The sequence below is a fragment of the Curtobacterium sp. VKM Ac-2887 genome, assembly GCF_015350935.1.
Taxonomy (GTDB): Bacteria; Actinomycetota; Actinomycetes; order Actinomycetales; family Microbacteriaceae; genus Curtobacterium.
In genome coordinates, this window is sequence record NZ_JADKSB010000003.1 from 171,591 (window position 1) to 192,546 (window position 20,956).

General features: G+C 72.7%; 20 protein-coding genes. 8 read left to right on the top strand and 12 right to left on the bottom strand.

Going from position 1 to position 20,956, the window contains the following annotated elements:
- Positions 1–16: 16 nt before the first annotated feature.
- Positions 17–1,291 (bottom strand): bifunctional phosphopantothenoylcysteine decarboxylase/phosphopantothenate synthase, encoded by a 1,275-nt coding sequence (locus ITJ69_RS05075; RefSeq protein WP_194672243.1) that lies wholly within the window; start codon positions 1,289–1,291, stop codon positions 17–19.
- A gap of 64 nt (positions 1,292–1,355) precedes the next feature.
- Between ITJ69_RS05075 and ITJ69_RS05080 the strand changes: the two genes are divergently transcribed.
- Entirely contained in the window at positions 1,356–2,147 is a 792-nt protein-coding gene (locus ITJ69_RS05080; protein WP_173169278.1) for an NRDE family protein, read from the top strand.
- Between the two features lie 57 nt (positions 2,148–2,204).
- On the opposite strand, the gene ITJ69_RS05085 is transcribed toward ITJ69_RS05080, so the two are convergent.
- A complete protein-coding gene (locus ITJ69_RS05085; RefSeq protein WP_173169279.1) occupies positions 2,205–3,113 on the bottom strand; it encodes an SDR family oxidoreductase in 909 nt (302 codons plus the stop codon).
- A gap of 88 nt (positions 3,114–3,201) precedes the next feature.
- Between ITJ69_RS05085 and ITJ69_RS05090 the strand changes: the two genes are divergently transcribed.
- From ITJ69_RS05090 to ITJ69_RS05100, 3 genes are all read left to right on the top strand, one after another.
- The gene (locus tag ITJ69_RS05090) at positions 3,202–4,311 is read left to right on the top strand and encodes an LLM class flavin-dependent oxidoreductase (protein WP_216834442.1); all 1,110 of its coding nucleotides are present in this window, start codon (positions 3,202–3,204) and stop codon (positions 4,309–4,311) included.
- Positions 4,312–4,460: 149 nt separating this feature from the next.
- Positions 4,461–5,090, top strand: coding sequence for a hypothetical protein (locus ITJ69_RS05095; RefSeq protein ID WP_123292027.1), 630 nt, complete (start codon positions 4,461–4,463; stop codon positions 5,088–5,090).
- Between the two features lie 360 nt (positions 5,091–5,450).
- Entirely contained in the window at positions 5,451–5,942 is a 492-nt protein-coding gene (locus ITJ69_RS05100) for a pyridoxamine 5'-phosphate oxidase family protein (RefSeq protein WP_194672183.1), read from the top strand.
- 139 nt (positions 5,943–6,081) lie between these two features.
- Here the strand turns inward: ITJ69_RS05100 and ITJ69_RS05105 are convergent, their stop codons facing one another.
- Positions 6,082–7,323, bottom strand: a complete 1,242-nt coding sequence (locus tag ITJ69_RS05105; protein WP_194672184.1) for a hypothetical protein — start codon at positions 7,321–7,323, stop codon at positions 6,082–6,084.
- Between the two features lie 226 nt (positions 7,324–7,549).
- Here ITJ69_RS05105 and ITJ69_RS20895 point away from each other — a divergent pair, with 226 nt between their 5' ends.
- A complete protein-coding gene (locus ITJ69_RS20895; RefSeq protein ID WP_235035960.1) occupies positions 7,550–7,951 on the top strand; it encodes a RidA family protein in 402 nt (133 codons plus the stop codon).
- A 50-nt stretch (positions 7,952–8,001) separates the two neighbouring features.
- Here ITJ69_RS20895 and ITJ69_RS05115 read toward each other — a convergent pair whose 3' ends face one another.
- The 5 genes from ITJ69_RS05115 to ITJ69_RS05135 are packed head-to-tail and all read right to left on the bottom strand — an operon-like array spanning position 8,002 to position 13,444.
- The gene (locus ITJ69_RS05115) at positions 8,002–9,675 is read right to left on the bottom strand and encodes an N-acyl-D-amino-acid deacylase family protein (protein WP_194672185.1); all 1,674 of its coding nucleotides are present in this window, start codon (positions 9,673–9,675) and stop codon (positions 8,002–8,004) included.
- Positions 9,672–10,331, bottom strand: coding sequence for a bifunctional 4-hydroxy-2-oxoglutarate aldolase/2-dehydro-3-deoxy-phosphogluconate aldolase (locus ITJ69_RS05120; RefSeq protein ID WP_123292032.1), 660 nt, complete (start codon positions 10,329–10,331; stop codon positions 9,672–9,674). The genes ITJ69_RS05115 and ITJ69_RS05120 overlap by 4 nt, the downstream gene beginning before the upstream one ends.
- Positions 10,332–10,386: 55 nt before the next feature.
- On the bottom strand, positions 10,387–11,364 hold the full coding sequence (locus tag ITJ69_RS05125; RefSeq protein ID WP_123292033.1) for a sugar kinase: 978 nt from the start codon (positions 11,362–11,364) through the stop codon (positions 10,387–10,389).
- On the bottom strand, positions 11,361–12,206 hold the full coding sequence (locus ITJ69_RS05130) for an IclR family transcriptional regulator (protein ID WP_131879380.1): 846 nt from the start codon (positions 12,204–12,206) through the stop codon (positions 11,361–11,363). Before ITJ69_RS05130 ends, ITJ69_RS05125 begins: the two co-directional genes overlap by 4 nt.
- A complete protein-coding gene (locus ITJ69_RS05135) occupies positions 12,206–13,444 on the bottom strand; it encodes an alanine racemase (RefSeq protein WP_194672186.1) in 1,239 nt (412 codons plus the stop codon). The genes ITJ69_RS05130 and ITJ69_RS05135 overlap by 1 nt, the downstream gene beginning before the upstream one ends.
- 159 nt (positions 13,445–13,603) lie before the next feature.
- Between ITJ69_RS05135 and ITJ69_RS05140 the strand changes: the two genes are divergently transcribed.
- Positions 13,604–15,013, top strand: coding sequence for an MFS transporter (locus tag ITJ69_RS05140; protein ID WP_200849218.1), 1,410 nt, complete (start codon positions 13,604–13,606; stop codon positions 15,011–15,013).
- Positions 15,014–15,165: 152 nt separating this feature from the next.
- Entirely contained in the window at positions 15,166–15,942 is a 777-nt protein-coding gene (locus tag ITJ69_RS05145) for an endonuclease/exonuclease/phosphatase family protein (RefSeq protein ID WP_111084345.1), read from the top strand.
- Between the two features lie 359 nt (positions 15,943–16,301).
- On the opposite strand, the gene ITJ69_RS05150 is transcribed toward ITJ69_RS05145, so the two are convergent.
- From ITJ69_RS05150 to ITJ69_RS05160, 3 genes are read right to left on the bottom strand one after another with little or no spacing between them, the layout of a single operon-like run.
- Positions 16,302–16,919, bottom strand: coding sequence for a methionine ABC transporter permease (locus ITJ69_RS05150; RefSeq protein ID WP_111084480.1), 618 nt, complete (start codon positions 16,917–16,919; stop codon positions 16,302–16,304).
- A gap of 50 nt (positions 16,920–16,969) precedes the next feature.
- Positions 16,970–18,040 (bottom strand): methionine ABC transporter ATP-binding protein, encoded by a 1,071-nt coding sequence (locus tag ITJ69_RS05155; RefSeq protein WP_194672187.1) that lies wholly within the window; start codon positions 18,038–18,040, stop codon positions 16,970–16,972.
- Positions 18,040–18,993 carry a MetQ/NlpA family ABC transporter substrate-binding protein gene (locus tag ITJ69_RS05160; RefSeq protein WP_123292037.1) on the bottom strand — a complete coding sequence of 318 codons (954 nt, stop codon included), beginning with the start codon at positions 18,991–18,993 and terminating at the stop codon, positions 18,040–18,042. Before ITJ69_RS05160 ends, ITJ69_RS05155 begins: the two co-directional genes overlap by 1 nt.
- A 146-nt stretch (positions 18,994–19,139) precedes the next feature.
- Between ITJ69_RS05160 and ITJ69_RS05165 the strand changes: the two genes are divergently transcribed.
- Complete coding sequence (locus tag ITJ69_RS05165; RefSeq protein WP_194672188.1) at positions 19,140–19,634, top strand: 2'-5' RNA ligase family protein; 495 nt, start codon at positions 19,140–19,142, stop codon at positions 19,632–19,634.
- A 69-nt stretch (positions 19,635–19,703) separates the two neighbouring features.
- On the opposite strand, the gene ITJ69_RS05170 is transcribed toward ITJ69_RS05165, so the two are convergent.
- Positions 19,704–20,951 carry an FAD-binding protein gene (locus ITJ69_RS05170; protein ID WP_194672189.1) on the bottom strand — a complete coding sequence of 416 codons (1,248 nt, stop codon included), beginning with the start codon at positions 20,949–20,951 and terminating at the stop codon, positions 19,704–19,706.
- Positions 20,952–20,956: the final 5 nt, after the last annotated feature.

The window sequence follows — 20,956 nt, forward strand, 5'->3', positions numbered from 1 at the left end:
TCGCCCGTCCTCGGAATCAGGTCAGTGCGGTCGCGACGAGGTCGAGGACCGCCGCCGCCACCTCGGCCTTCGTGCCCGAGGTCTCGCGGACCACCTCGCCGCCCGGCACCAGGACCTCGATCGCGTTCTCCTCGCGCTCGAACCCGGCCGACCAGCCGACGTGGTTCACGACGAGCAGGTCGGCGGGCTTGCGGGCGATCTTCGCGCGGCCGAGTGCGATGCGGGCGTCGCGGTCGGGTTCGGTCTCGGCGGCGAACCCGACGATGACCTGCCCGGTGCGCCGCGCCGCCACCAGGTCGGCGAGCACGTCGGGGTTCCGCACCAGCTCGAGCGTCATCCGCTCGCCCTGGGCGTCCTTCTTGAGCTTCTCGGCGAGGACCTCGGCCGGCCGGTAGTCGGCGACGGCAGCGGTCATCACGACGACGTCGGCATCGACCGCCGCGGCGTGCACGGCCTCGGCGAGCTCGAGCGCTGACCCCACCGGCACGACGGTCGCGTCGATGCCCGCGGTCAGGCCGGCCTCGACGTTCGCGGCGACGACGGTGACGACGGCGCCGCGCGCCGCTGCGTCGGCGGCGATGGCCAGGCCCTGCCGGCCGCTCGACCGGTTGCCGACGAAGCGCACCGGGTCGAACGGCTCACGGGTGCCCCCCGCGCTGACGACCACGCGGACACCGGACAGGTCGCCCTGCTCGCCACGGGCCCCGGCGCCGGACTGCGTCCCCCCCTCGGTGCCGGCGCGACGCCCCGCGCCTGCACCGGCCGGGTCGTCCAGCACGGCGAGCGCCGCGGCGACGATGTCCTCGGGTTCCGCCATCCGACCGATGCCGGCGTCGTCGCCCGTCAGTGCGCCGACCACCGGTCCGACCAGGTGGACGCCCCGCTCGCGCAGGACGGCGACGTTGGCCCGGGTCGCGGGGTGCTCCCACATCTGCGGGTGCATCGCCGGAGCGACGACGACCGGGGCGTCGGTGGCGAGCAGCGTCGTGCCGAGCAGGTCGCTCGCCAGGCCGTTCGCCATCCGTGCCAGGGAGTCCGCGGTCGCCGGGGCCACCACGACCAGGTCCGCGCGACGGCCGAGGGCGACGTGGCGGACCTCGGAGACGTCGTCCCAGACGCTCGTGGTGACGGGGTTGCGGCTGAGTGCCTCGAGCGTCGGCAGTCCGACGAAGCGCAGCGCCCCCTCGGTCGGGACGACGTGCACCTCGTGCCCGCGCTTGACGAGGTCGCGGACCACGCCGACGGCCTTGTAGGCGGCGATGCCCCCGGTGATCCCCACGATGACGGTCAGGGTGCGCTCTGCTGCTGCGTTCACGCCGCTCACGCTACCGGGGGCACGTGCGAGGATCGACGGCATGTGCACCGTCGTCGTCCGCGTCGACCCCGGGTCCGCGTGGCCCGTCACCGTCCTCGCCCTGCGGGACGAGTCACCCGAGCGTCCGTGGGACCCGCCTGCTGCGTGGTGGCCCGATCGCGACCCCGGGGTCCGCGGTGTGCGCGACCGTGCTGCCGGCGGTGCGTGGCTCGCCGCCTCGGACCGCGCCGGACTGGCGGTCGTGCTCAACCGCGGCGAACCGGTGCCGAGTGTCGACGGCACGTGGACGACCCGCGGCGTGGTGCCGGTCGACGCCGTCGCCGACGACCTGCTGCCGGGACACGACGGCACGCTGCCGACCACCCGCGCGTTCAACCTGGTGCGGGCGACCGCCGACGGCGCCGCGGTCCTGACCTGGGACGGCACACGGGTCCGCACGACCGAGCTCGGCCCGGGCGTGCACATGGTGACGCACGGCGAACCGGACGACCCGGCGGCGCCGCGCATCGGGCGGTGGCTCGAGGCCTTCCGTGCCGCGGACGCCCCGGTCGGGCCACCGGTGCTCGGACCCTTCGACGAACTCCGGACGGTGGACGCGGGGGACGACGCCGGAGACGGGTGGAGCGGCTGGTTCGGTGTCCTGGCCGAGTCCGCTGCGCTGCCGAGCGACCACCCGGACGCGATCCTCCGCGACGCGCACGAGGCCGAGGGGCACATGACGACGCTGTCGATCGTCGCCGCGGCGATCGGTCCGGACCGCACGGTCCTGCAGCACGCCCGCCTGACCGAACCCGGACGGCTGGACGGGTCGGTGGAGCTGCACCGCGCCTGACGCGGGCGGCGCACCGGACGCGCCACGGGCCTCCCGGCCGCGCCCCGCGCCCCGCGCTCAGAGGGGCGGACGTGTCCCGGTGAGGTCCTCGGCGACGGCCCAGAGCGAGCGGGCGAGGTCGGCGCTCCGTGCCGACCCGGGGATCGAGACGGCGGTCGTCGGTCCGGTCAGGCCGAAGGGGCCGGCCGGGCCGTAGTAGGCGCCGCCGACCGCGTTCGGGCCGACCGCGGCGTAGAGCAGCGGCTCGGTGCCCTGCTCGACCGCCTGCGTGAAGGGGAGCGCGCGGTTGCTGGACCGCACCGGCTTCGTGCGTCCGAGTGAGCGCCCGGCCGACTGGAGGTTCGTGCGGGTGTAGCCGGGGTGCGCCGCGGTGCTGACGAGGGGGACGTCCGCCTCGACGGTCAGTCGGTGCAGGTGCAGCGCGAGGAGCAGGTCGGCGAGCTTGGACTGGCCGTAGGCGCGCCAGCCGTTGTACCCGCGTTCCCACTGCAGGTCGCCGAAGCGGATCCGGCCGGGGATCGCGGCGAGGCTCGACATTGTCGCGACCCGCGGTGCCTCGGCACGCAGCAGCGAGGGCAGCAGCAGGTTCGTCAGCGCGAACGGACCGAGGAAGTTCGTGCCGAACTGCAGCTCGAACCCGTCGACCGTCTCGAAGCGCTGCGGCGGCGCCATGACGCCAGCGTTGTTCACCAGGACGTCGATCGGGCGGTCCTCGCCGACGATGCCGTCGGCGAAGCGGCGCACGCTCGCCAGGTCCGCGAGGTCGAGTTCGCGCACCTCGACGTCGGCGTTCGGGTGGGCTGCACGGATCTCGGCCGCGGCGGCATCGCCCTTCGCGGTCGTGCGCACGGCGAGCACGACGCTCGCGCCGGCGGCCGCGAGACGGGTCGCGGCTTCCTTCCCGGTGCCACTGTTGGAGCCGGTGACGACGATCCTGCGTCCGGTCTGGTCAGGGAGCTTCGGCATGCGGGCGACCGTACACGCGGGCGCTGGCCATCACGGCTCGGCCGTGCTATTTTGATGCAAACGCATGGAAGTGCGACCAGGAGGAACCATGAGCAACGCATTCGGCACCGACCGCCCCTCGGACGTCCCGCCGCCCGCACCCGAGCGGATCGGACGCGTGGAGCTCGGCATCGACACCTTCGGCGACGTCACCGAGCTCGCCGACGGCAGCCTCAAGTCCGACGCGCAGAGCATCCGCGACGTCGTGGCCCAGGCCGTCCTCGCCGACCAGGTCGGCATCGACTTCATCGGCGTCGGCGAGCACCACCGCGCCGACTTCGTGGTGAGCGCACCCGAGGTCGTCCTCGCCGCGATCGCCGCCTCGACCTCCCGCATCCGGATGGGCTCCGCCGTCACGGTGCTGTCGTCCGACGACCCCGTGCGCGTCTACGAGCGCTTCGCCACCGTCGACGCGATCTCGGACGGCCGTGCCGAGGTCATCCTCGGGCGCGGTTCCTTCACCGAGTCGTTCCCGCTGTTCGGCCACGAGCTCTCCGACTACGAGGTCCTGTTCGAGGAGAAGCTGCAGCTCTGGGCGGCCCTGCGCGGCGGCGACGCCGTCACCTGGTCCGGCACGAAGCGCGCGAGCCTGGTCGACCAGGACGTCTTCCCGAAGCTCGAGCACGGCGCCATCCCCACCTGGATCGGCGTCGGCGGTTCCCCGCAGTCGGTGATCCGTGCGGCGTCGTACGGCCTGCCGCTGTTCCTCGCCATCATCGGCGGGCAGCCGGCGCAGTTCGCCCCGTTCTCGCGGCTGTACCGTCAGGCGCTCGCTCAGCTCGACCTGCCGCAGCAGCCCATCGCGATGCACTCGCCGGGCTTCGTCGCGGCGACCGACGAGGAAGCCGCCGAGCGGTACTGGCCGTACCACAAGGCCGTCACCGACCAGCTCGGCCGGGAGCGCGGCTGGCCGCCCCTCGACGTCGCCGGCTACCACGCGGGCCTGTCCGCCGGTGGCTCGCTGTACGTCGGGTCGCCGGAGACCGTGGCGCGGAAGATCGCCCGGAACATGCGGATCCTCGGCGCCTCGCGGTTCGACATGCGGTACGCGACCGGTCGCCTGCCGCACGAGGACATGCTGCGGTCCATCGAGCTGTACGGCACCCAGGTCGCGCCCCGTGTGCGCGAGCTGCTCGCCGAGCCCGTCCCCGTCCCGTAGGCGATCACCCCGGCGGGCCTACCCCACGAAAGCGACAGATCGCCGCGGAACGTTCGCGGTGATCTGTCGCTTTGGCGCACCCGTCGGCCGGGAGGCGCGGGTCGGCTCCGTCGGTCCGGCTCACGGGCACGCCGGGTACGGTCCACGGCATGCCGTCACGCCCCAGCACCCCACCCGTCGAGCGCCGGTTCCGCGGCCGGATCATGGGCGTCGGCACCACCTCGGGCGTCCGGATCGTCGTCGGGATGTGGGACCGCTCGCCGTTCGGGGCGTTCACCGACGTGTTCCTCGAGCTACCCGACGGCACCAGCGTGCTGCTCGCGCCGGACGAGATCGTCGCCGCCTACGTCTCCGGCACCTACCGGTTCGACACCGTGTCCGTGGTCGACGTCCGGGCCCGACGGACGGCCCGTGGCCTGGAGCTCGACGCCGGCGCCCTGCAGGTCTCGGTCGACGTCGGCACGATCTCACCGCTCGGCCGGGTGCTGCGCGTCGTGCCGAAGCCGATCGCCCGCGACCCGCGGTGGCTCGCCGCGATCGACCCGATCGCCCGGCTCGTCGCGCCCGGATCCGGCACCGCCGGCTCGGCGGGGAACGGCCGCCGCGAGTACTACGGCGTGACCGGGGCGCACGACGTCACCGGCGTGCGCGGGACCTGGGCGGGGGAGCCCCTCGGCACCCTGGCACCGCTCGACCCGCCCGTGGCGTTCGGCTTCGCGTCGATGCCGCGGGTGCCGCAGGTCGTCGACGTCGAGACCACCATCCGCGAGCCCGCCTGACGCGTTCCGTACGGGTGCATCTTCCGACGATCCACCACCGGATCGCCTCGTGGACTGTCGCTCGTTGCGCATGCATCCGGTGCGTGTGCATGTTCCGACGATGCACGCGGTGATCGACTGGTGGAGTGTCGCTGTGTGCGGACGCATGGAGTGCGCCGGACCGGGTGCGGGCACTGCGGACCGGCCACCTGCGTGGCCGGACGTGTCCGGGGGAGTCGGCACGGGCCTCCCGGTCGGGGTGGTGCTGCCACGTGCCGGACGCGCCCAGCGTCGAGGGGCACACTGGCGGGAACGGTACGGCCCCGCCGGACCCGCGGTCGAACGTCGGGACGGGTGGGGCGCACGACGCAAAGGAGCATCATGACCGACACGCAGACCGACCAGCGCGCCGCCATCTCGGACATCGTCCACGGCGCCCACACGGCCCTGTTGACGACGGTGAGCGAGGACGGCCAGCTGCACGCCCGGCCGCTCGCTGTGCAGGACAAGGCGTTCAACGGGACCCTCCGCTTCCTGGTGCAGGACGGCAGCGAGAAGGTCGACGACATCGCCAGGAACCCGCACGTCAACGTCTCCATCGAGTCGCAGGGCGGCTACCTGTCCATCGCCGGCACCGCCACGGTGACGCAGGACAGTGCCGTGATCGACGAGCTGTGGTCACCGTTCGCCGAGGCCTGGTTCCCGGACGGCCGCGACGACCCCTCGATCCGACTCCTCACCGTGTCGGGCGACTCGGTCGAGTACTGGACGCAGGACACCGGCCCGGTCGGCAGCCTCGTGCAGACGCTCAAGGCCGCACTCGGCACGCAGAGCCAGCCGGACACCGGGGACCACGGGACCGTCGAGCTGTAGGGGCGGGGCGGGGCGGGGCGGGCTCGGCTCGATCCGACTCCGAACGACGGGACCGATGTCGTACGACGTCGATTCCGTCGTTCCGCGTCGGAGCTGCCGTCGTGCCCATGCAGGGCCGCTGCCGGCGTCGCCGTCCTCGCTACGGAGGCCCGAGCAGCCAGAGCACCGCGACGAGCACCGGCTGCCCGGCCAGCGCCGCGGTGACGAACGTCCACCGCATCCACGGCTTCGCGACGAGCTCCGGCGAGCCGAACAACGGCGCCAGGGGCATGAGCAGCCGCGGGGTCGAGGCCATCGGCAGCGACACCGCGAAGATGTAGAGCGCGTAGGCGGCCGAGTACAGCACGGTCGTCGACCCGAGCCGCTTCGTCGACCGGCGGAGCAGCCAGATCGGGAACCCGACGAGCAGGAACACCACGATCAGGACCCCGCCGACGCCGAGCCAGCGCCCGGCGATGAGGAACCACGGCGACAAGGGCACGAAGTCCACGCGGCCGATGAAGTTCACCCACCACGACATCTCGGTCTCGAGGTAGGCGTTCGGCGTGCCGGTCACGTGCGACGCGATGACCGGCCACGCGAGACCCGCCACCACCATCACGGCACCGGCGGCCACGACCTGCAGCTGCTCGCGGAGCGGGAAGGTGTCGAGCACCCGCCCGGTCTCACGGCGAGCCCGGACCCACCGCACCAGGGCGATGACCCCGAGCACGAGCGGGACGGCCAAAGCACCCGGACGGGTGAAGGCAGCGGCGACCCCGAGCACGGTGAGCAGCCCGTACCGGCGACGCTCCAGGGCGAGCAGCGCGCCGAACGTGAGCGCGAGGAACATGCTCTCCGCGTACCCGACCTGCAGCAGGAACGACAGCGGCCCGCACGTGAAGAAGAAGACTGCCCACATCGCGGCGGCGTTGCCCGCACGGTCGCGGACCAGGCGGTGCAGCAGATAGGTCGCCAGCAGACCGGCCAGCACGGAGATGAGCGGGGCGCCGACGGTGAACGGCAGCCCGGTCGAGGCGGTGAGCATCCGGATCGTGAACGGGAACGCCGGCAGGAAGGCCCAGGCGTTCTGCGCCACGTTGCCGACGGCGTCGAGCGGCAGCACGTCGGGGTACCCGTGCAGCGAGATCTGCTCGTAGTACTGACCGTCCCAGGCGGTGAGGAACGCCGTGAAGCCGTGCCCGTTGCCCCAGATGGCGTTGTCCGGCATCGCCCGTCCGATGAGCGGGTACGCGAGTGCCAGCCACAGCGTCGACACGATCCGGCCCCCGGTCCAGACGAGCAGCACGGCCGCCCACGCCGGCAGGGAGGTCACGGTGTCGAGTGCGCGGCGCCGTCCGGTCGGGGCGGTCCCGGTGACCGCGCCGTCGAGCCGGCTCATGCGCGTGCTCGGCGCGAGCCCGTGCACGCTCGGCGGCGTTCGGGCAGGGAGGACGGCACCCGGCCAGGGTAGTCGCCCTCCACCTGGGTGGTCGGTGCGGCACCCCGGACGGGAGGCCCGCCCTGCGTTCTGCAATACGGAATCGGTCGGGTGCGTGGTCGGCTCTCGAGGCGGCCTTCCGCCTAGCCTGGAGTCCGCCCACGACCGACGAACCACAGGAGCAACCGTGCCGAACCCCACCGCGCCGAAGACCGCCATCGTGACCGACAACGCCCCGAAGCCCGCCGGGCCCTACAGCCAGGGCATCGTCGCCAACGGCTTCATCTACACCGCCGGGTTCGGCCCGCAGGACCCCGCCACGGGTGCGATCGCCGACGACGTGGCCGGTCAGACCGCGCAGGTGCTGGCCAACGTCGCAGCGGTCCTGGCCGAGCACGGTGCCACCCTCGACGACGTCGTGAAGTCCACGGTGCACCTCGAGCACTCCGACCGCGACTTCCCGGCCTTCAACGAGGAGTACGCGAAGCACTTCTCGCAGCCGTACCCGGTCCGCACCACCGTGCAGTCGCACCTGGCGAACATCCTGGTCGAGATCGACGTCGTGGCGGTGCTGCCGAGCGCTTCGTGACGTCGGCGCAGGCTGTGTGAAGCCTCACCGAGGCGCCTCGCCGTGCTGGGTCACCGACCCCCGGTGCCCGCTGCTCCCTGCCCGTGGTCGATCCGACCCGGGTGGCGACGCAGCCCGGCACCGGGGGTCGCGTGCGTCAGGGCGCCTTCGGCCAGCACGGGGACGCCGGCGACGAGGACGTCGTCGATGCCCTCGGCCAGGCGCATCGGTTCGTCGTAGGACGACCGCGCCGCGACCCGATCGGGATCCACGACCACCAGGTCGGCGACCGCCCCGACGGTGACTGCGCCCCGTCGACCGAGACCGAGTCGCTCGACCGCAGTGGCGGACAGGTGCCGCGAGGCCTCGAGCCACGTCAGGAGCCCCGTGCGGGCGAAGTCCTGCAGGTACCGCCCGAACGTCCCGTACGCCCGTGGGTGCGGGTGCGTGCCCACGAAGATGCCGTCGGACCCGGCCGTGTGCCCGGGCAGCCGGAAGAGCGGTGCGAGGTCGTCGGCAGTCCGAGGACGGGGCACGCGCATCACGGCGGTGACCTGCAGTGCCGAGTCGACCAGGACGTCGAGGGCCAGGTCCGCCGGATCCGTCCCGGTCGCCTCGGCGGCGTCGGCGAGGGTGCGGCCCTGCAGCGCGTGGAACTCGGCGGCGGGCACGTGCGACAGCGTGATCTGCTCCGCCCAGCCGGTGCCGAGGTCGGCGCGGGACAGCACGCGGTCGAGCACGGCCGCCCGGACCGCGGCACGACCCTCGTCGTCGGCGATCGCGTGGGCGAGGTCCTCGGTGCCGGGGCGGGCGAGGGCCGCGGGCAGCAGCAGCATCGACAGGATCGTGCAGCCGCGCGAGTACGGGTAGGCGTCGAACGACATCGGGGCGCCCTCGGCCTCGAGTTCGGCCAGTGCCGTCACCGCGAGGTCGACGGGCGCGTGCAGGTGGGAGACGTGTGCGCGGACGCCCGACGCGCGGACGATGTCGGCGATCTCGTCGAGGCCGGCGCGGGCGTTCCCCTCGTAACCACCGCGCATGTGTGACACGTAGAGGCCGTCGACGGCAGCGACCTCGGTGCAGAGCGCAGCGAGTTCGGCGGTGCCGGCGAACAGGCCGGGGACGTAGTCGAGCCCCGTCGCCAGGCCGACCGCACCGTCCGCGAGGCCGTCGCGCACGAGCTCCCGCATCGCGGCCAGCTGCGCGCTGTCCGCCGGCCCGGGGTCGTCGCCCATGACCTCGTGCCGGACCGTGCCGGCGGGCACGAGCGTCGCGACGTTGATCGGGGTCGTTCCGTCGTAAGTCGTCAGCAGGCCGTCGACCCCGCCACCGCGGTACGTCGGGTGCGGGCCGTCGATGGCGGTGAAGTACGTGTCGGCGTACGAACCGTCACCCGGTGCCGGCCCGACGCCGTCCTGTCCGGTCACGATCGTGGTCACACCTTGGCGCAGGAGCGCGAGCTGCACGCCCTCGTCGAACACGAGCGACCCGGCGTGCGAGTGCGCGTCCACGAAGCCCGGCAGCACCAGTCGTCCGTCGCAGTCGATCACGTGCGCGTCGGCGGGGGTGGCCAGGTCGGGACCGACGGCGCGGATGACAGCGTCGGTGACGAGGACGTCGGCGCGCACCGGGGCCCCGTCCGCACCGAGTAGCGACCCGCCGCGCAGCAGGACGACGCCGCCGGCGGACTGCTCGCCGGTGGGCTGCTCGGAGCCCGTCACGTGCTCGGGACCGCCGGTGGTCATCGGTCGAGCGCCGCGACGAGGCGGCCGGCCCGCTCCCGCAGGGCGTCGAGGTCGCCCGAGGTCAGCGCGTCGCCGACGAGCGGGGACCCGAGTCCGACGGCGACCGCACCGGCGGCCAGGTAGTCCGGGGCGTCGTCGACCCCGATGCCCCCGGTCGGGATGACGTCGACGAAGTCGAGCGGTGCCAGGACCTGCTTCAGGAACGCGGGGCCGCCGAGCTGCGCCGCCGGGAACACCTTCACCGCGCGGGCACCGAGCCGCCACGCGTGGACGATCTCGGTCGGGGTCGCGGCACCGGGGTACCAGCCGAGGCCACGCTCGTGCGCGCGCTCGCCGAGTTCGGCGTCGAGGTGGGGACTGACGGCGAACGAGGCGCCGGCGGCGGCGGCCTCGTCGAGCTGGCGGACGTCGAGCACCGTGCCGACGCCGATGGAGGCCGCGGAACCGTACCGCTCGACCGCCCACGCGATGCCCTCGCGCCAGCGTGGGGTGTTCGTGGTGATCTCGATCGCCGTCACGCCGGACTCGACCAGGGTGGCGATGACGTCCTCGACGTGGTCGCCGGTGCCGCCGCGGAGGATCGCGATCGCCGGTCCGGCCTGGTGGCGGTGCCGTGCGCCGGCGTGCTGCTCGGTGCTCGTGGTGTCGTTCGTCATGGTGCGCTTCCTCGAGTGGTGGTGTTCGGCGGACACGGTGTCGGCGGACGCGGTGTCAGCGGTCGACGTGGTCGTGCACGGTGTGGTCGGTGTCCGACGGGTCCGGGGCGTGGTGCAACGCGGCCGGGTCCGGTCGGCGCCAGTCGCTCTCGACGGTGCAGGCGAGGGCGCCGGCGTCGGCGGCCCGGTCGAGCGCCTCGGCGGCGTCCGCTCCGCCCATGCTCGCCGCGAGCCAGCCCGCGACGAACGCGTCACCGGCACCGACCGGGTCGACGACGCGCACCGGGGTCGCGGGCCGACGGACGAACACGCCGTCGATCGACGCCACGGCGCCGCGAGAGCCGAGCTTCACGACCGCGCGGCCCCGTGCCAGTGCGGCGAGGTCGTGCGCGAGTGACTCCTCGTCGTCGTCCTGTTCGTCGCGGTCGAGCACGAGTCGGGCCTCGTCGTCGCCGGCGAACACCACGGCGGACCGTGCTGCGACGGCTCGGTACCGGTCTCGTGCAGCGTCGGCGCCGATGAGCTTCGGCCGGTGGTTGACGTCGAACGACACCGGCACACCGGCGGCGGCAGCCCGGTCGAGCGCTGCGGTCACGGTGTCGTGTGCGGACTCGGAGAGCGCGAGGGTGATCCCGGTGACGTGCACGAGCGCAGCGGTCTCGACGACGCTGCCGGGCAGGTCCGTCGCGGCCAACGCCGAGCCGGCCGAACCACGGCGGTGGTAGGTCACCCGGGTGCGGCCGTCGAGCAGCCGCTCCTTCATCATGATGCCGGTGGATCGCTCGGCGTCGGGGACCGCGAGGACGTCGACGCCCTCCCCACCGATGTCGGCGGCGACCCGGTCGCCGGCGGGGTCCGTGCCGACCCGACCGATCCACGTGGCCGGCACCCCGGCGCGGACCAGGCCGATCGCGACGTTGCTCTCCGCGCCGCCGGTGTCCACCCGCATGTGCTCCAGGTCCGGCACCGCGCCGACGTCGCGCCCGGTCAGGAGCAGCATCGTCTCGCCGAACGTCAGCACCGAGCCGGTCACCGGGCACCCCGCGCGAGGGCGAGCTGCGCCGACGAGGACCCGAGCGCGACGGAGATCTCGTGGGCGGTCCGAACGACGCCGTCGCCGAGTTCGCGGACCGCCGCTGCGGGGAACCGCGAGGCCAGCCCGGAGATGCTCATCGCGCCGACCACCTGGTTCGCGTGGTCGAACACCGGGGCGGCGACGCACCGGATGTCCGGCTCGTTCTCGCGGTCGTCGATGCCGTACCCCCGTCCGTGCGTGCGGTCGACCTCGTGCCGCCAGCGGTCGTCGTCGGTGATGGTGTGCTCCGTCATGACCTGGGCCGGCTCGGCGAGCACCCGGTCGAGCAGCTCCGGTTCACCGAACGCGACGATCGCCTTGCCGGACGCCGTGTTCCGCATCGGCAGGCGGTTCCCGATCCGGGAGCCCATGCGGACGGTGCCGCGGGTCTCGACCTTGTCGACGTAGACGATGTCGGTGCCGTCCGGCACGACGAGGTGGCACGTCAGCCCGGTCTGCTCCGCCGTCCGACGCAGGAACGGTGCGGCGGCGGAGCGCAGGTCGATCCCCTCGAGGTAGCTCTGCCCGAGCAGCAGGGCACCGAGGCCGAGCGTGAACCCGGCGTCCGCGGTGCGGCGCAGCAGGTCGTTCTCGAGCATCGGGGCCGTCAGGCGGAGCACCGTCGACTTCGAGGTGCCGAGCTCGGCGGCCAGCACGGACAGGCTGACGGACACCGCGCCGCTGCGGGTCCGGTCGGCGATGCAGTCGAGCAGGCGGAGCCCGCGACGCAGGGACAGTGCGGCGTTCCGGGCAGGACCGTCGCCGTCCGTCGGCACCGGGGCCGCGGTGGTCGCGCGCATCAGAACCACGTCGCGATCGTCCGGAGCACGGTGTCGTCGTCGGCCAGGACGTGCACCTGCCGCCACTTGTCGAATACCGTGCAGGGGTGCGAGATGCCGAACACGACGACGTCGCCGGGCGTCAGCTCGGGGGCGCCGTCCGCCAGCGCGAGGTAGCAGTGCTGGTCGTCGAGGCGGGTGACGGTGACCGCCCCGGGCGGCGGGACGATCTGTGGGGCGCCCGCCGGGCCTCCTGGCAGGGTCGGCCGTACCGACCGCACCACCGGCAGCCCTTCGTCGAAGGAGATGTCGCGCTTGCCCACGGCGACGAACGCGAGCCCGGGCTCCGGGCAGGACGTCACGCGTCCCCAGACCTCGATCGCGGCGACGAGCGAGCCCTCGGCCGGGTGCCGGCCGAACGGCGTGCGCTCGGCGTAGAAGCCGTCGTCGTGGGTCAGGTACGCACCCGACCGCAGCAGCACGTCGAGGTCGTCGGTGCGGGCTGCCACGGCGTCCACGACGGCGTCGAACCAGGCGCTGCCGCCCATGCTGAGGAGCCCGCGACCGTCGACGAGCCCGCGGACGTCCTCGGCGACGTCGAGCACGCCGGCGACGTACTCGCGGGCAGCGTCGACGCCGGGCAGTCCGCCCTCGTACCCGGAGACACCGCGGAGCACGAGCCCGGCGTCGTGGGCGAGCAGCGCGAGGGCACGCGCGTCGTCGGGGGAGCGGACCCCGGTGCGCCCGCCCGGGAACCCGAGCTCGACCAGGACGTGCAGCTCGCCGGCGACGGTGCCCTGCGCGGCGACGGCGGCGGTGACACCTGCGGCGGAGTCGACGTAGCAGAGGACGTCGGCGTCCGGGTCGACCGTGCGCCGGGACGCGAGCCAGGCGAGGCCGGCTGGGTCGAGGACCTCGTTCGCGACCAGGATCCGGTGCACGCCGTGCTCCCACGCGATCATCGCCTGCTGGACGGACGCGACCGTCACGCCCCAGGCCCCGGCGTCGATCTGCCGTGCGGCGAGGTCGGGCGCCATGTGCGTCTTCATGTGCGGTGCGAAGAGCAGTCCGTGGCGGTCGACGTAGGCCTGCATGACGGCGGTGTTGTTCGCCAGGGCGGACTCGCGCAGGGTCATCACGGGCAGGTGGGCGTGGTCGAGGACGTGGTGCGGAGTGTCCGATGCCGGGTCCCAGGCGCCCTTCGTGGTCACGGTCACGGTCACGGTCACGGTCCCGGTCGTCGTGTCGGCGTCGGTCATCGGTGAGCCTCCTGTCGTCGCGCAGCCTCCACGCTCCCGCTCGGCGGACCCGCAGGGCAACGCGCTGGTGCGCATCATTCTGCAATGCACAACACGATCGCGGAACCTCCTGACACGATCCGCCCGCGACCCGGCAGCGGGCATAACCTTTGACGCGACATGGCGACGACGATGACGACACCCAGACGGCGGACGGGCAGCACGGCGGTCGCCGTGCTCGTGGCGGGGACCTTCTTCATGGAGCTCCTCGACGGCACGATCCTGGCGACGGCGGCGCCCGCCATGGGACGCGACCTCGGCGTCGACTCGGCCGCCGTCGGCGTCGCGATCACCGCGTACCTGGTCACCCTGGCGGTGTTCATCCCCGTCTCGGGCTGGCTCACCGACCGGATCGGGTCCCGCACCGTCTTCGCGGGCGCGATCGCGCTCTTCACGATCGCATCGGCGCTCTGCGCGATGTCGACCGGCCTCGTCGACCTGACGCTCTGGCGCATCCTGCAGGGGCTCGGCGGCGCGCTGATGGTGCCCGTCGGCCGGCTCGTGGTGCTCCGGAGCGCCGGCCGCGAGCAGCTCGTCACCGCCATCGCGATCCTCACCTGGCCCGCCCTCGCCGCGCCGATCATCGCCCCGTTCATCGGCGGCGTGCTCGTCGACACCCTGACGTGGCACTGGATCTTCCTGATCAACATCCCGCTCGGCGTCATCGCGTTCGTCGCCGCGCTCGTCCTCGTCCCGCAGGAGCGCGCCGCGCAGCGTGTGCCGTTCGACTGGTTCGGGTCGCTGCTCGCGTGCTTCGGCCTCGGGTCGCTCGTCGTCATGGCGTCGCTGCTCGCGCTCGACGTCATCCCGGTCCTGGCCGTCGTGGTGTCCGGTGTCGTCGGTGCCGTCTGCTGCTGGTTCGCGATCCGGCACTTCCGCCGGGCACCGCACCCGATCATGGGGCTCGAGGCGTTCCGGCTCGAGACGTTCCGGGTGTCGCACGCCGGCGGCAGCCTGTTCCGCCTGGCGGTCTCCGCGGTGCCGTTCGTGCTCCCGCTGCTGTTCCAGGACGCCTGGGGCTGGAGCGCCGTGCTCGCCGGGTCCGCCGTGCTGTGGGTCTTCGTCGGCAACCTCGGCATCAAGCCGATGACGACGCCGTTCCTGCGCTGGTTCGGCTACCGCCCGGTGATCATCGTGTCGAGTGCGATCGCGGCGCTGACCGTCGTCGCGATGGCGTTCATGACCGAGGACACCCCGTTCTGGCTGCTCGCGGTCCTGCTCGTCGTCAGCGGCGCCGCCCGCTCCGTCGGCTTCACGGCGTACAACACCATCGCCTTCGCCGACGTCGAGCAGGCCGACATGACCCCGGCGAACACGCTCTCGTCGACGCTGCAGCAGACCGCCGCCGGGTTCGGCGTCGCCGTCGCCGCGGTCGTGATCCGCGCGGCCGGCGGTCTCGGTGGCGACGGCCCGTATTCCGTCGCGTTCTGGGTCATCGCGGCGCTGCTCGCCGTCGCGTGCGTCGAGGGCATCCTGATGAGCCGCACAGCGGGGGACACCGTCCGCCCCGCCCGCCGGGTCCGCGCCTGACCCGGGCGGTTCTGCGCGGCCCATGACTGTCCGTTTCCGTCACGGTCACACGCGCGAAACCCGACAGGCGTTACAGTCTCAGCATCCGTTTGCGAACGCCGAGTACGGTTGCCGCGGCAGGGTGACCCGGACCACCCGGACAGGAAGGCAGCATGGCCGCGCCAGAACAGCAGAGCACGATCGCCACCGACGCAGGCGTGCCGCCCACTGCCCTCCGGGTCGTCAGCTACAACCTCCGGGAGCACACCGCGAACGGTGAACTCGCCGCCCTGGCCGAGGCCTCCGACGCCGACGTCCTCTGCGTGCAGGAGTGCGACAGCAACGACCTGGCCCCGTCGATCGGTGGGCTCTCGCTCGCCGCGTCGACCCGCACGAACCGCCTCGGGCTCGCCATCTACAAGCGCGACGACCGCTTCGAGGTGCAGGACTTCAGCATCCACTCGCTGCAGAAGTCCCTGCACGACCGGGTCCTCGCACCCGCGCACGAACGGCTCATCGCGATGCACCTGCGCGACACCGAGGCCGACGCCGAGGTCGTCGTCGCTTCGTTCCACGCCTCACCGCTGACCGCGACGAACTCCCTGCGTCGCAAGCAGATCGAGGCGGCGCACCAGTTCCTCCGCGAGCTCGCGAAGGACGTCCCCGCGGTCATGGTCGGCGACTTCAACTACCCCTGGTTCCAGACGAACCTGCGTCGCAAGATCGAGCAGGGCGGGTTCGCACTGTCGCTGTCCGACCAGCCGACGTACCTGCGGTACCGCAAGTTCACGGGCCACTTCGACTTCGCGACGAGCGTCGGGCTGCACATCGCCGGCGTCGAGACCCTGCCGGCGGGTATCTCCGACCACCGTCCGATCCTGGTGCGCGCGCACTACGAGCACCCCGGCGCGACCGGCACGATCGAGACCGTGGAGTCGCCGGCCGCCTGACCCGCGAGCATGTCGTCGAGTGGTCAGCAAGTGTCGGCCGGCGGTCCGGCAGACGACACGTCGTGACCACTCCGCGGGCGACGGCGGGAAGTCGTGACCGCTCGGCGGGCGACGCTGGGCGCGCCGGTGGAGCCGGCAACGCACTGGAGGCCCGGTGCCGGTCTCGTGTACCGGCACCGGGCCTCCAGGCGGTTGCGGCCACGGCACATGGCGAGGCGGCGAAACGCGCCGCGCCCGCCGTCGCGTGGTCACGAACTGTCGGCCAGCGTTCCGCCGAGCGACACGTCGTGACCACTCGGCGGACGTGAGCGGGGAGTCGCGAGCCCGCGACGCGCCAAGCCGCGAGCGGCGCCTCCGCGTCAGCGACGCAGGGTCGCGCGCGCCAGCCGGTTGCCGACGAACTGGCCGAGCTGCACGATGACGACGATCGCCGCGACCGACACGTACACGATCCACCAGTCGTACCGCTGCGATCCGTAGGTGATCGCGTACTCACCGAGTCCACCGCCGCCGATCAACGCACCCTGCGCCGTCATGTCGACGATGCCGATGTAGATGAACGTGTAGCCGAGGATGAGCGGCCCGAGGCCCTCGGGGATCAGGACGGTCAGCAGGATCGAGATCGGGTGCGCACCCGACGCGCGAGCCGCCTCGACGACGCCGGGGTCGACCGCGAGCAAGTTCTGCTCGACGATGCGCGACACCGCGAAGGCCGCTGCCAACGAGATCGCGAAGGTCACCGCGGGCACGCCGATCGTGGTCTGCACCACGACGCGCGACAGCGGGGCGATCGCGGCGAGGAAGATCACGAACGGGATCGGCCGGACCAGGTTCACGACGACGTTGATGATCGTGTACGCGGTGCGGTTGCCGAGCAGGTTGCCCGGCCGGGTCGCGTAGAGCAGCAGCCCGAGGGCGAGCCCGATGACGCCGGCGATGACGAGTGACACGAGCGACATCACGATGGTGTCGCGCATGGCGGCGAGGAAGACGTCGAACGTGTCGATCACGCTCTGGAACGAGTTGTTCACGCTGCTGCCTCCTCGTCGGTCGTGACCCCGTCGGCGCGCAGGGCGGCGACGGCGCGGTCGATGGCGTCCGGTGCACCAGCACCAGCACCGGCGTCGGCGACCCCGCCGGCCGTGAGCTCGTACGTGAGCGAACCGATCCGGCGCTCGCGGATCTCGCCGACCCCGCCGTACACGAGCTCGGCGGTGACCCCTGCCGACCGGAACACCGCGTCGATCCGGTTCTGCAGCCCGGCCTCGTCGGAGATCTGCACGGTCACCAGACGACCGGGGTGGCGTTCGCGCAGGCGAGCGAGCGTGTCGACCGAGGGGCGGTCGTGCAGCGCGGTGCGGACGAACCGCTGCGCAGCACCCGTCTTCGGCGCGGAGAACACGTCGTAGACGTCCCCGACCTCGACGACGCGACCCTGCTCCATCACGGCGACGCGGTCGGCGATCTGCCGGACGGCGTCCATCTCGTGCGTGATGACGATGATCGTGACGCCGAGTTCCTTGTTCACCCGGCGGAGCAGCCCGAGCACCTCGGACGTGGTCTCCGGGTCGAGGGCGCTGGTGGCCTCGTCGGCGAGCAGCAGGTCGGGCGACGCCGCGAGGGCCCGCGCGATGCCGACGCGCTGTTTCTGACCGCCGGACAGCTGCTCCGGGTAGGCGTGGGCGCGCTCGAGGAGCCCGACGAAGTCGAGCAGCTCGGCCACGCGACGGTCCCGCTCGTCCTTCGGCACACCGGCGACCTTGAGCGGGTACGCGACGTTGCCGGCGATGGTGCGGGACCGGAACAGGTTGAACTGCTGGAAGATCATCCCGATGTTGCGACGCGCCAGACGGCGATCCCGCTCGGGGATCGCCGTCAGTTCCTTGCCCGCCACGGTAACGGTCCCGGAGCTGGGGAGCTCGAGGGCGTTCACCAGACGGACCAGGGTGGACTTGCCCGCACCGGAGTACCCGATGACGCCGAGGACCTCTCCCTGGTGCACGTCCAGGGAGACGTCCTCGACGGCCACCACGGTCTCGCCGGTGTCGGCGCGGCGGTAGTGCTTCGAGACGCCGCGGAGTTCGACGAGGACCGGCACTACTCCGCTGCCGCCTTCGCGTCGGACTCGACCGTGGTGAGCTCCTTCTGCAGCGAGGCGGCACTCTCGTCGCTCGGGACGGCGTCCGGGTAGTCCTTCGCGAAGACCTTCTGCACGGCGTCGTCCTGGAACAGCTTCGCCAGGTCGAGGTACGTCTTGTTGGTCTTGTCGGCGTCGCGGACGGCGAAGACGTTCACGTACGGGGCGGCGGAGGCGCTCTTCGGGTCGTCCTGGAAGATCGCGTCCTTGGTGTCGAGCCCGGCCGAGGTGGCGTAGTTCACGTTGACGATCGCGCCCTCGACGGAGCCCTGCTGCAGGGCGTTCGCGGTCTGCGAGGCGTCGAGCGTCTGCACGTCGACCTTGTGCGAGGTGATGTCGGCCGTGGTCGAGAAGGCGTTGCCGCCGTCCTTGAGCTCGAGCAGGTCAGCGGCCTGCAGGACCAGGAGCGCACGGGCCTCGTTGATGGCGTCGTTCGGGATCGCGACCTTCGCGCCGTCCTCGAAGTCCGCGACGTCGGAGACCTTCGTCGAGTACAGCGGCAGCGGGTAGACGGCCGTCGCGCCGATCGGCTGCAGGTCGTCGTCCGAGGTGACGTTGTAGTTCGCCAGGTACTGGATGTGCTGGAACTGGTTGATGTCGATCTGCTTGTCCTTGAGCGCAGGGTTCGGCAGCGAGTAGTCCGAGAAGTTCTGCAGCTTCACGGTGACGTTGAGCTGCTCCTTGGCGGCCTTTACGTACGTGTTCCAGTAGGGCAGCGACTTGTCCGAGACACCGATCGTGACGGTCTTCGGCGCAGCGTCACCGGCGGCAGCGCCACCGCTGTCACCACCGGAGCGCACGACTCCGACGATGACGGCGACGACGATCGCCACGACGACGATGACGGCGGCGACGATCCAGCCGATCGGGCGCTTGCCCTTCGGCTTCTCGGGCAGTGCGGGGGCTGCGGACATGCTGGTGCTCCTCGTGGGCCGTGCTGTGCGGGGGAGCCGCGGTGGTCCGCGGCGTGGAGTCGAGTGTGACGGGAGCGGGTCCCCGGTGCGAGTTCCGTTCCGCCGTGTTACATCGCCGTCACGGGGTGCGTTGGTTCACTCGGTACGTGCGCAGCATCGAACTCGTCCTCGACGGCCCCTCGGACGCGGCGGTCCGGGCACTCTGGCAGACCCTCGTCGCCGTGGAACTGCCGAGCCTCGGCCACTCGGGCACGAACGACCCGCACGTCACCCTCGTGGCCGGCGAGGCCGTTCCCGTTCCGACGGACCTCGACGTCGCGGTGCCCGAGGCCCTGCGCGTCGCCGGTGTCCTGCTCTTCCCCGCCGGCCCCGGTCGGCACGTGCTCGGCCTCGGTGTGGTCGTCGACGAGCCACTGGCCCGCTTCCACCACGCGGTCGACGCCGCCGCTCCGGGCTCGGTCGACTCGTCGCTGCCCGGTCGGTGGGCGCCGCACGTCACCCTCGCTCGGCGGATCCGCGACGTCGACCTGCCGGCGGCGCTCCGGGTCCTCGCTGCGGACGCGCCCCTGCCCGAGGTGCTCACCGTGGGCGGTCTCCGGCACTGGGACGGGGATGCGAAGGCGGTCACCCGCCTGCGCTGACGCGCCCTGCGGACCGGCACCGGGGCGCGGGCGCGCGGGGGCGCGGGGGCGTCGGACTGGAGGCGCGGGTCAGGCCCGCAGCACCCGCTCGCCGAACGCGGATGCGAACGTCCGGTCCGGGTCGGCTCGTGCGATCAGCTCACGGACGTCCGCCACCCGCGGGTACAGCTCCGCGATCGCGTCGCCGTCGAGCGAGCTCATCTTGCCCCAGTGCGGTCGCCCGTCGAACGGTGCGAGCCGCGCCTCGAGGTCGGGCAGCAGCGCGGCGACCGCCTCCGGGTGCTTCTGCCAGGTGAACGCGATGCAGAGCACGTCCTCGCCCTGGGTCGGGCTCAGCCAGAGGTCGTCGGCCGCCATCGTCCGCAGCTCGCACACGTGCAGGTGCGGCTGGATGCGGTCGGCCAGCCAGCGTAGGGCGTCGAGCGCCGCCGCCGCGTGCCGGAGCGGGACGAAGTGCTCGCTCTGCACCTCGGACCCGTGGCTCGGCACGGACTCGATGGGGAAGTGCGGCAGCCGGTCCCACCAGGGGCCCACCGAGCCGTCGCGCGCCGTGTGGTGGCCGTCGCCGGGGGAGCCGGGCAGCCGGGGAGCGCCGAACAGGTCGTCCGGCACGGCGGTGTCGTCGGCGCCGTCGGGGACCCGGGACTTCACGAGCGCCTCGCTGATCTCGTCGCCGAAGACCGTGTAGGCGCACACCGAGTACCCGGCGGCGTGGACTGCGGCGACGTGGTCGGTGAACGTGCTCCACGGGAACGGCCCGTACGAGTCCTGCCGCATCCGGTACGTGGGTTCGAGGTCGAGCGTGACCCGGGTCACGACGCCGAACAGCCCGAGGTGCAGGGCGGTGCCGGGGAACGCCGGGTCGGTGCGGTCGACGGTCCGGAGCGAACCGTCGGGGCCGAGCAGTTCGAGGGACCGGACCGCGGTGGTCAACGAGCCGAGGGTGGTGCCGGAGCCGTGGGTGCCGGTGGCGACCGCGCCGCCGACGGAGATGTGCGGGAGCGACCCCATGTTGTGCAGCGCGAACCCGGCGCGGTCGAGGTCGGGCGCGACGACGCCGTACCGGGTGCCGGCTCCGAGGGTCGCCGTCCGCCGCTCGGGGTCGACGACCAGGTCGGTGGGGACCGCGGTCAGGTCGAGCAGGACCCCCGGGGCGTCGGCGGAGTCGTTGAACGAGTGCCGGGTGCCGAGCCCGTGCACCCGCGGGGAGCGTGCGACGACCTCGGCTGCCTCGTCGATCGAGCCCGGTCGGAGTACCTGCTCGGCCGTGTACGTGACCGTGCCGGACCAGTTCAGTTCGCTCGCCGTCGACCGCATGCCGC

What these genes read in the sequence shown, in the direction of transcription:
- ITJ69_RS05085 (WP_173169279.1), bottom strand. Translation starts at nt 3,113, where the DNA reads ATGCCGAAGCTCCCTGACCAGACCGGACGCAGGATCGTCGTCACCGGC.
- ITJ69_RS05115 (WP_194672185.1), bottom strand. Translation starts at nt 9,675, where the DNA reads ATGACCACCGGCGGTCCCGAGCACGTGACGGGCTCCGAGCAGCCCACC.
- ITJ69_RS05135 (WP_194672186.1), bottom strand. Translation starts at nt 13,444, where the DNA reads ATGACCGACGCCGACACGACGACCGGGACCGTGACCGTGACCGTGACC.
- ITJ69_RS05140 (WP_200849218.1), top strand. Translation starts at nt 13,604, where the DNA reads ATGGCGACGACGATGACGACACCCAGACGGCGGACGGGCAGCACGGCG.
- ITJ69_RS05160 (WP_123292037.1), bottom strand. Translation starts at nt 18,993, where the DNA reads ATGTCCGCAGCCCCCGCACTGCCCGAGAAGCCGAAGGGCAAGCGCCCG.
- ITJ69_RS05170 (WP_194672189.1), bottom strand. Translation starts at nt 20,951, where the DNA reads ATGCGGTCGACGGCGAGCGAACTGAACTGGTCCGGCACGGTCACGTAC.
- ITJ69_RS05090 (WP_216834442.1), top strand. Translation starts at nt 3,202, where the DNA reads ATGAGCAACGCATTCGGCACCGACCGCCCCTCGGACGTCCCGCCGCCC.
- ITJ69_RS05100 (WP_194672183.1), top strand. Translation starts at nt 5,451, where the DNA reads ATGACCGACACGCAGACCGACCAGCGCGCCGCCATCTCGGACATCGTC.
- ITJ69_RS05105 (WP_194672184.1), bottom strand. Translation starts at nt 7,323, where the DNA reads ATGAGCCGGCTCGACGGCGCGGTCACCGGGACCGCCCCGACCGGACGG.
- ITJ69_RS05080 (WP_173169278.1), top strand. Translation starts at nt 1,356, where the DNA reads ATGTGCACCGTCGTCGTCCGCGTCGACCCCGGGTCCGCGTGGCCCGTC.
- ITJ69_RS05095 (WP_123292027.1), top strand. Translation starts at nt 4,461, where the DNA reads ATGCCGTCACGCCCCAGCACCCCACCCGTCGAGCGCCGGTTCCGCGGC.
- ITJ69_RS05150 (WP_111084480.1), bottom strand. Translation starts at nt 16,919, where the DNA reads ATGCGCGACACCATCGTGATGTCGCTCGTGTCACTCGTCATCGCCGGC.
- ITJ69_RS05145 (WP_111084345.1), top strand. Translation starts at nt 15,166, where the DNA reads ATGGCCGCGCCAGAACAGCAGAGCACGATCGCCACCGACGCAGGCGTG.
- ITJ69_RS05120 (WP_123292032.1), bottom strand. Translation starts at nt 10,331, where the DNA reads ATGACGAACGACACCACGAGCACCGAGCAGCACGCCGGCGCACGGCAC.
- ITJ69_RS05130 (WP_131879380.1), bottom strand. Translation starts at nt 12,206, where the DNA reads ATGCGCGCGACCACCGCGGCCCCGGTGCCGACGGACGGCGACGGTCCT.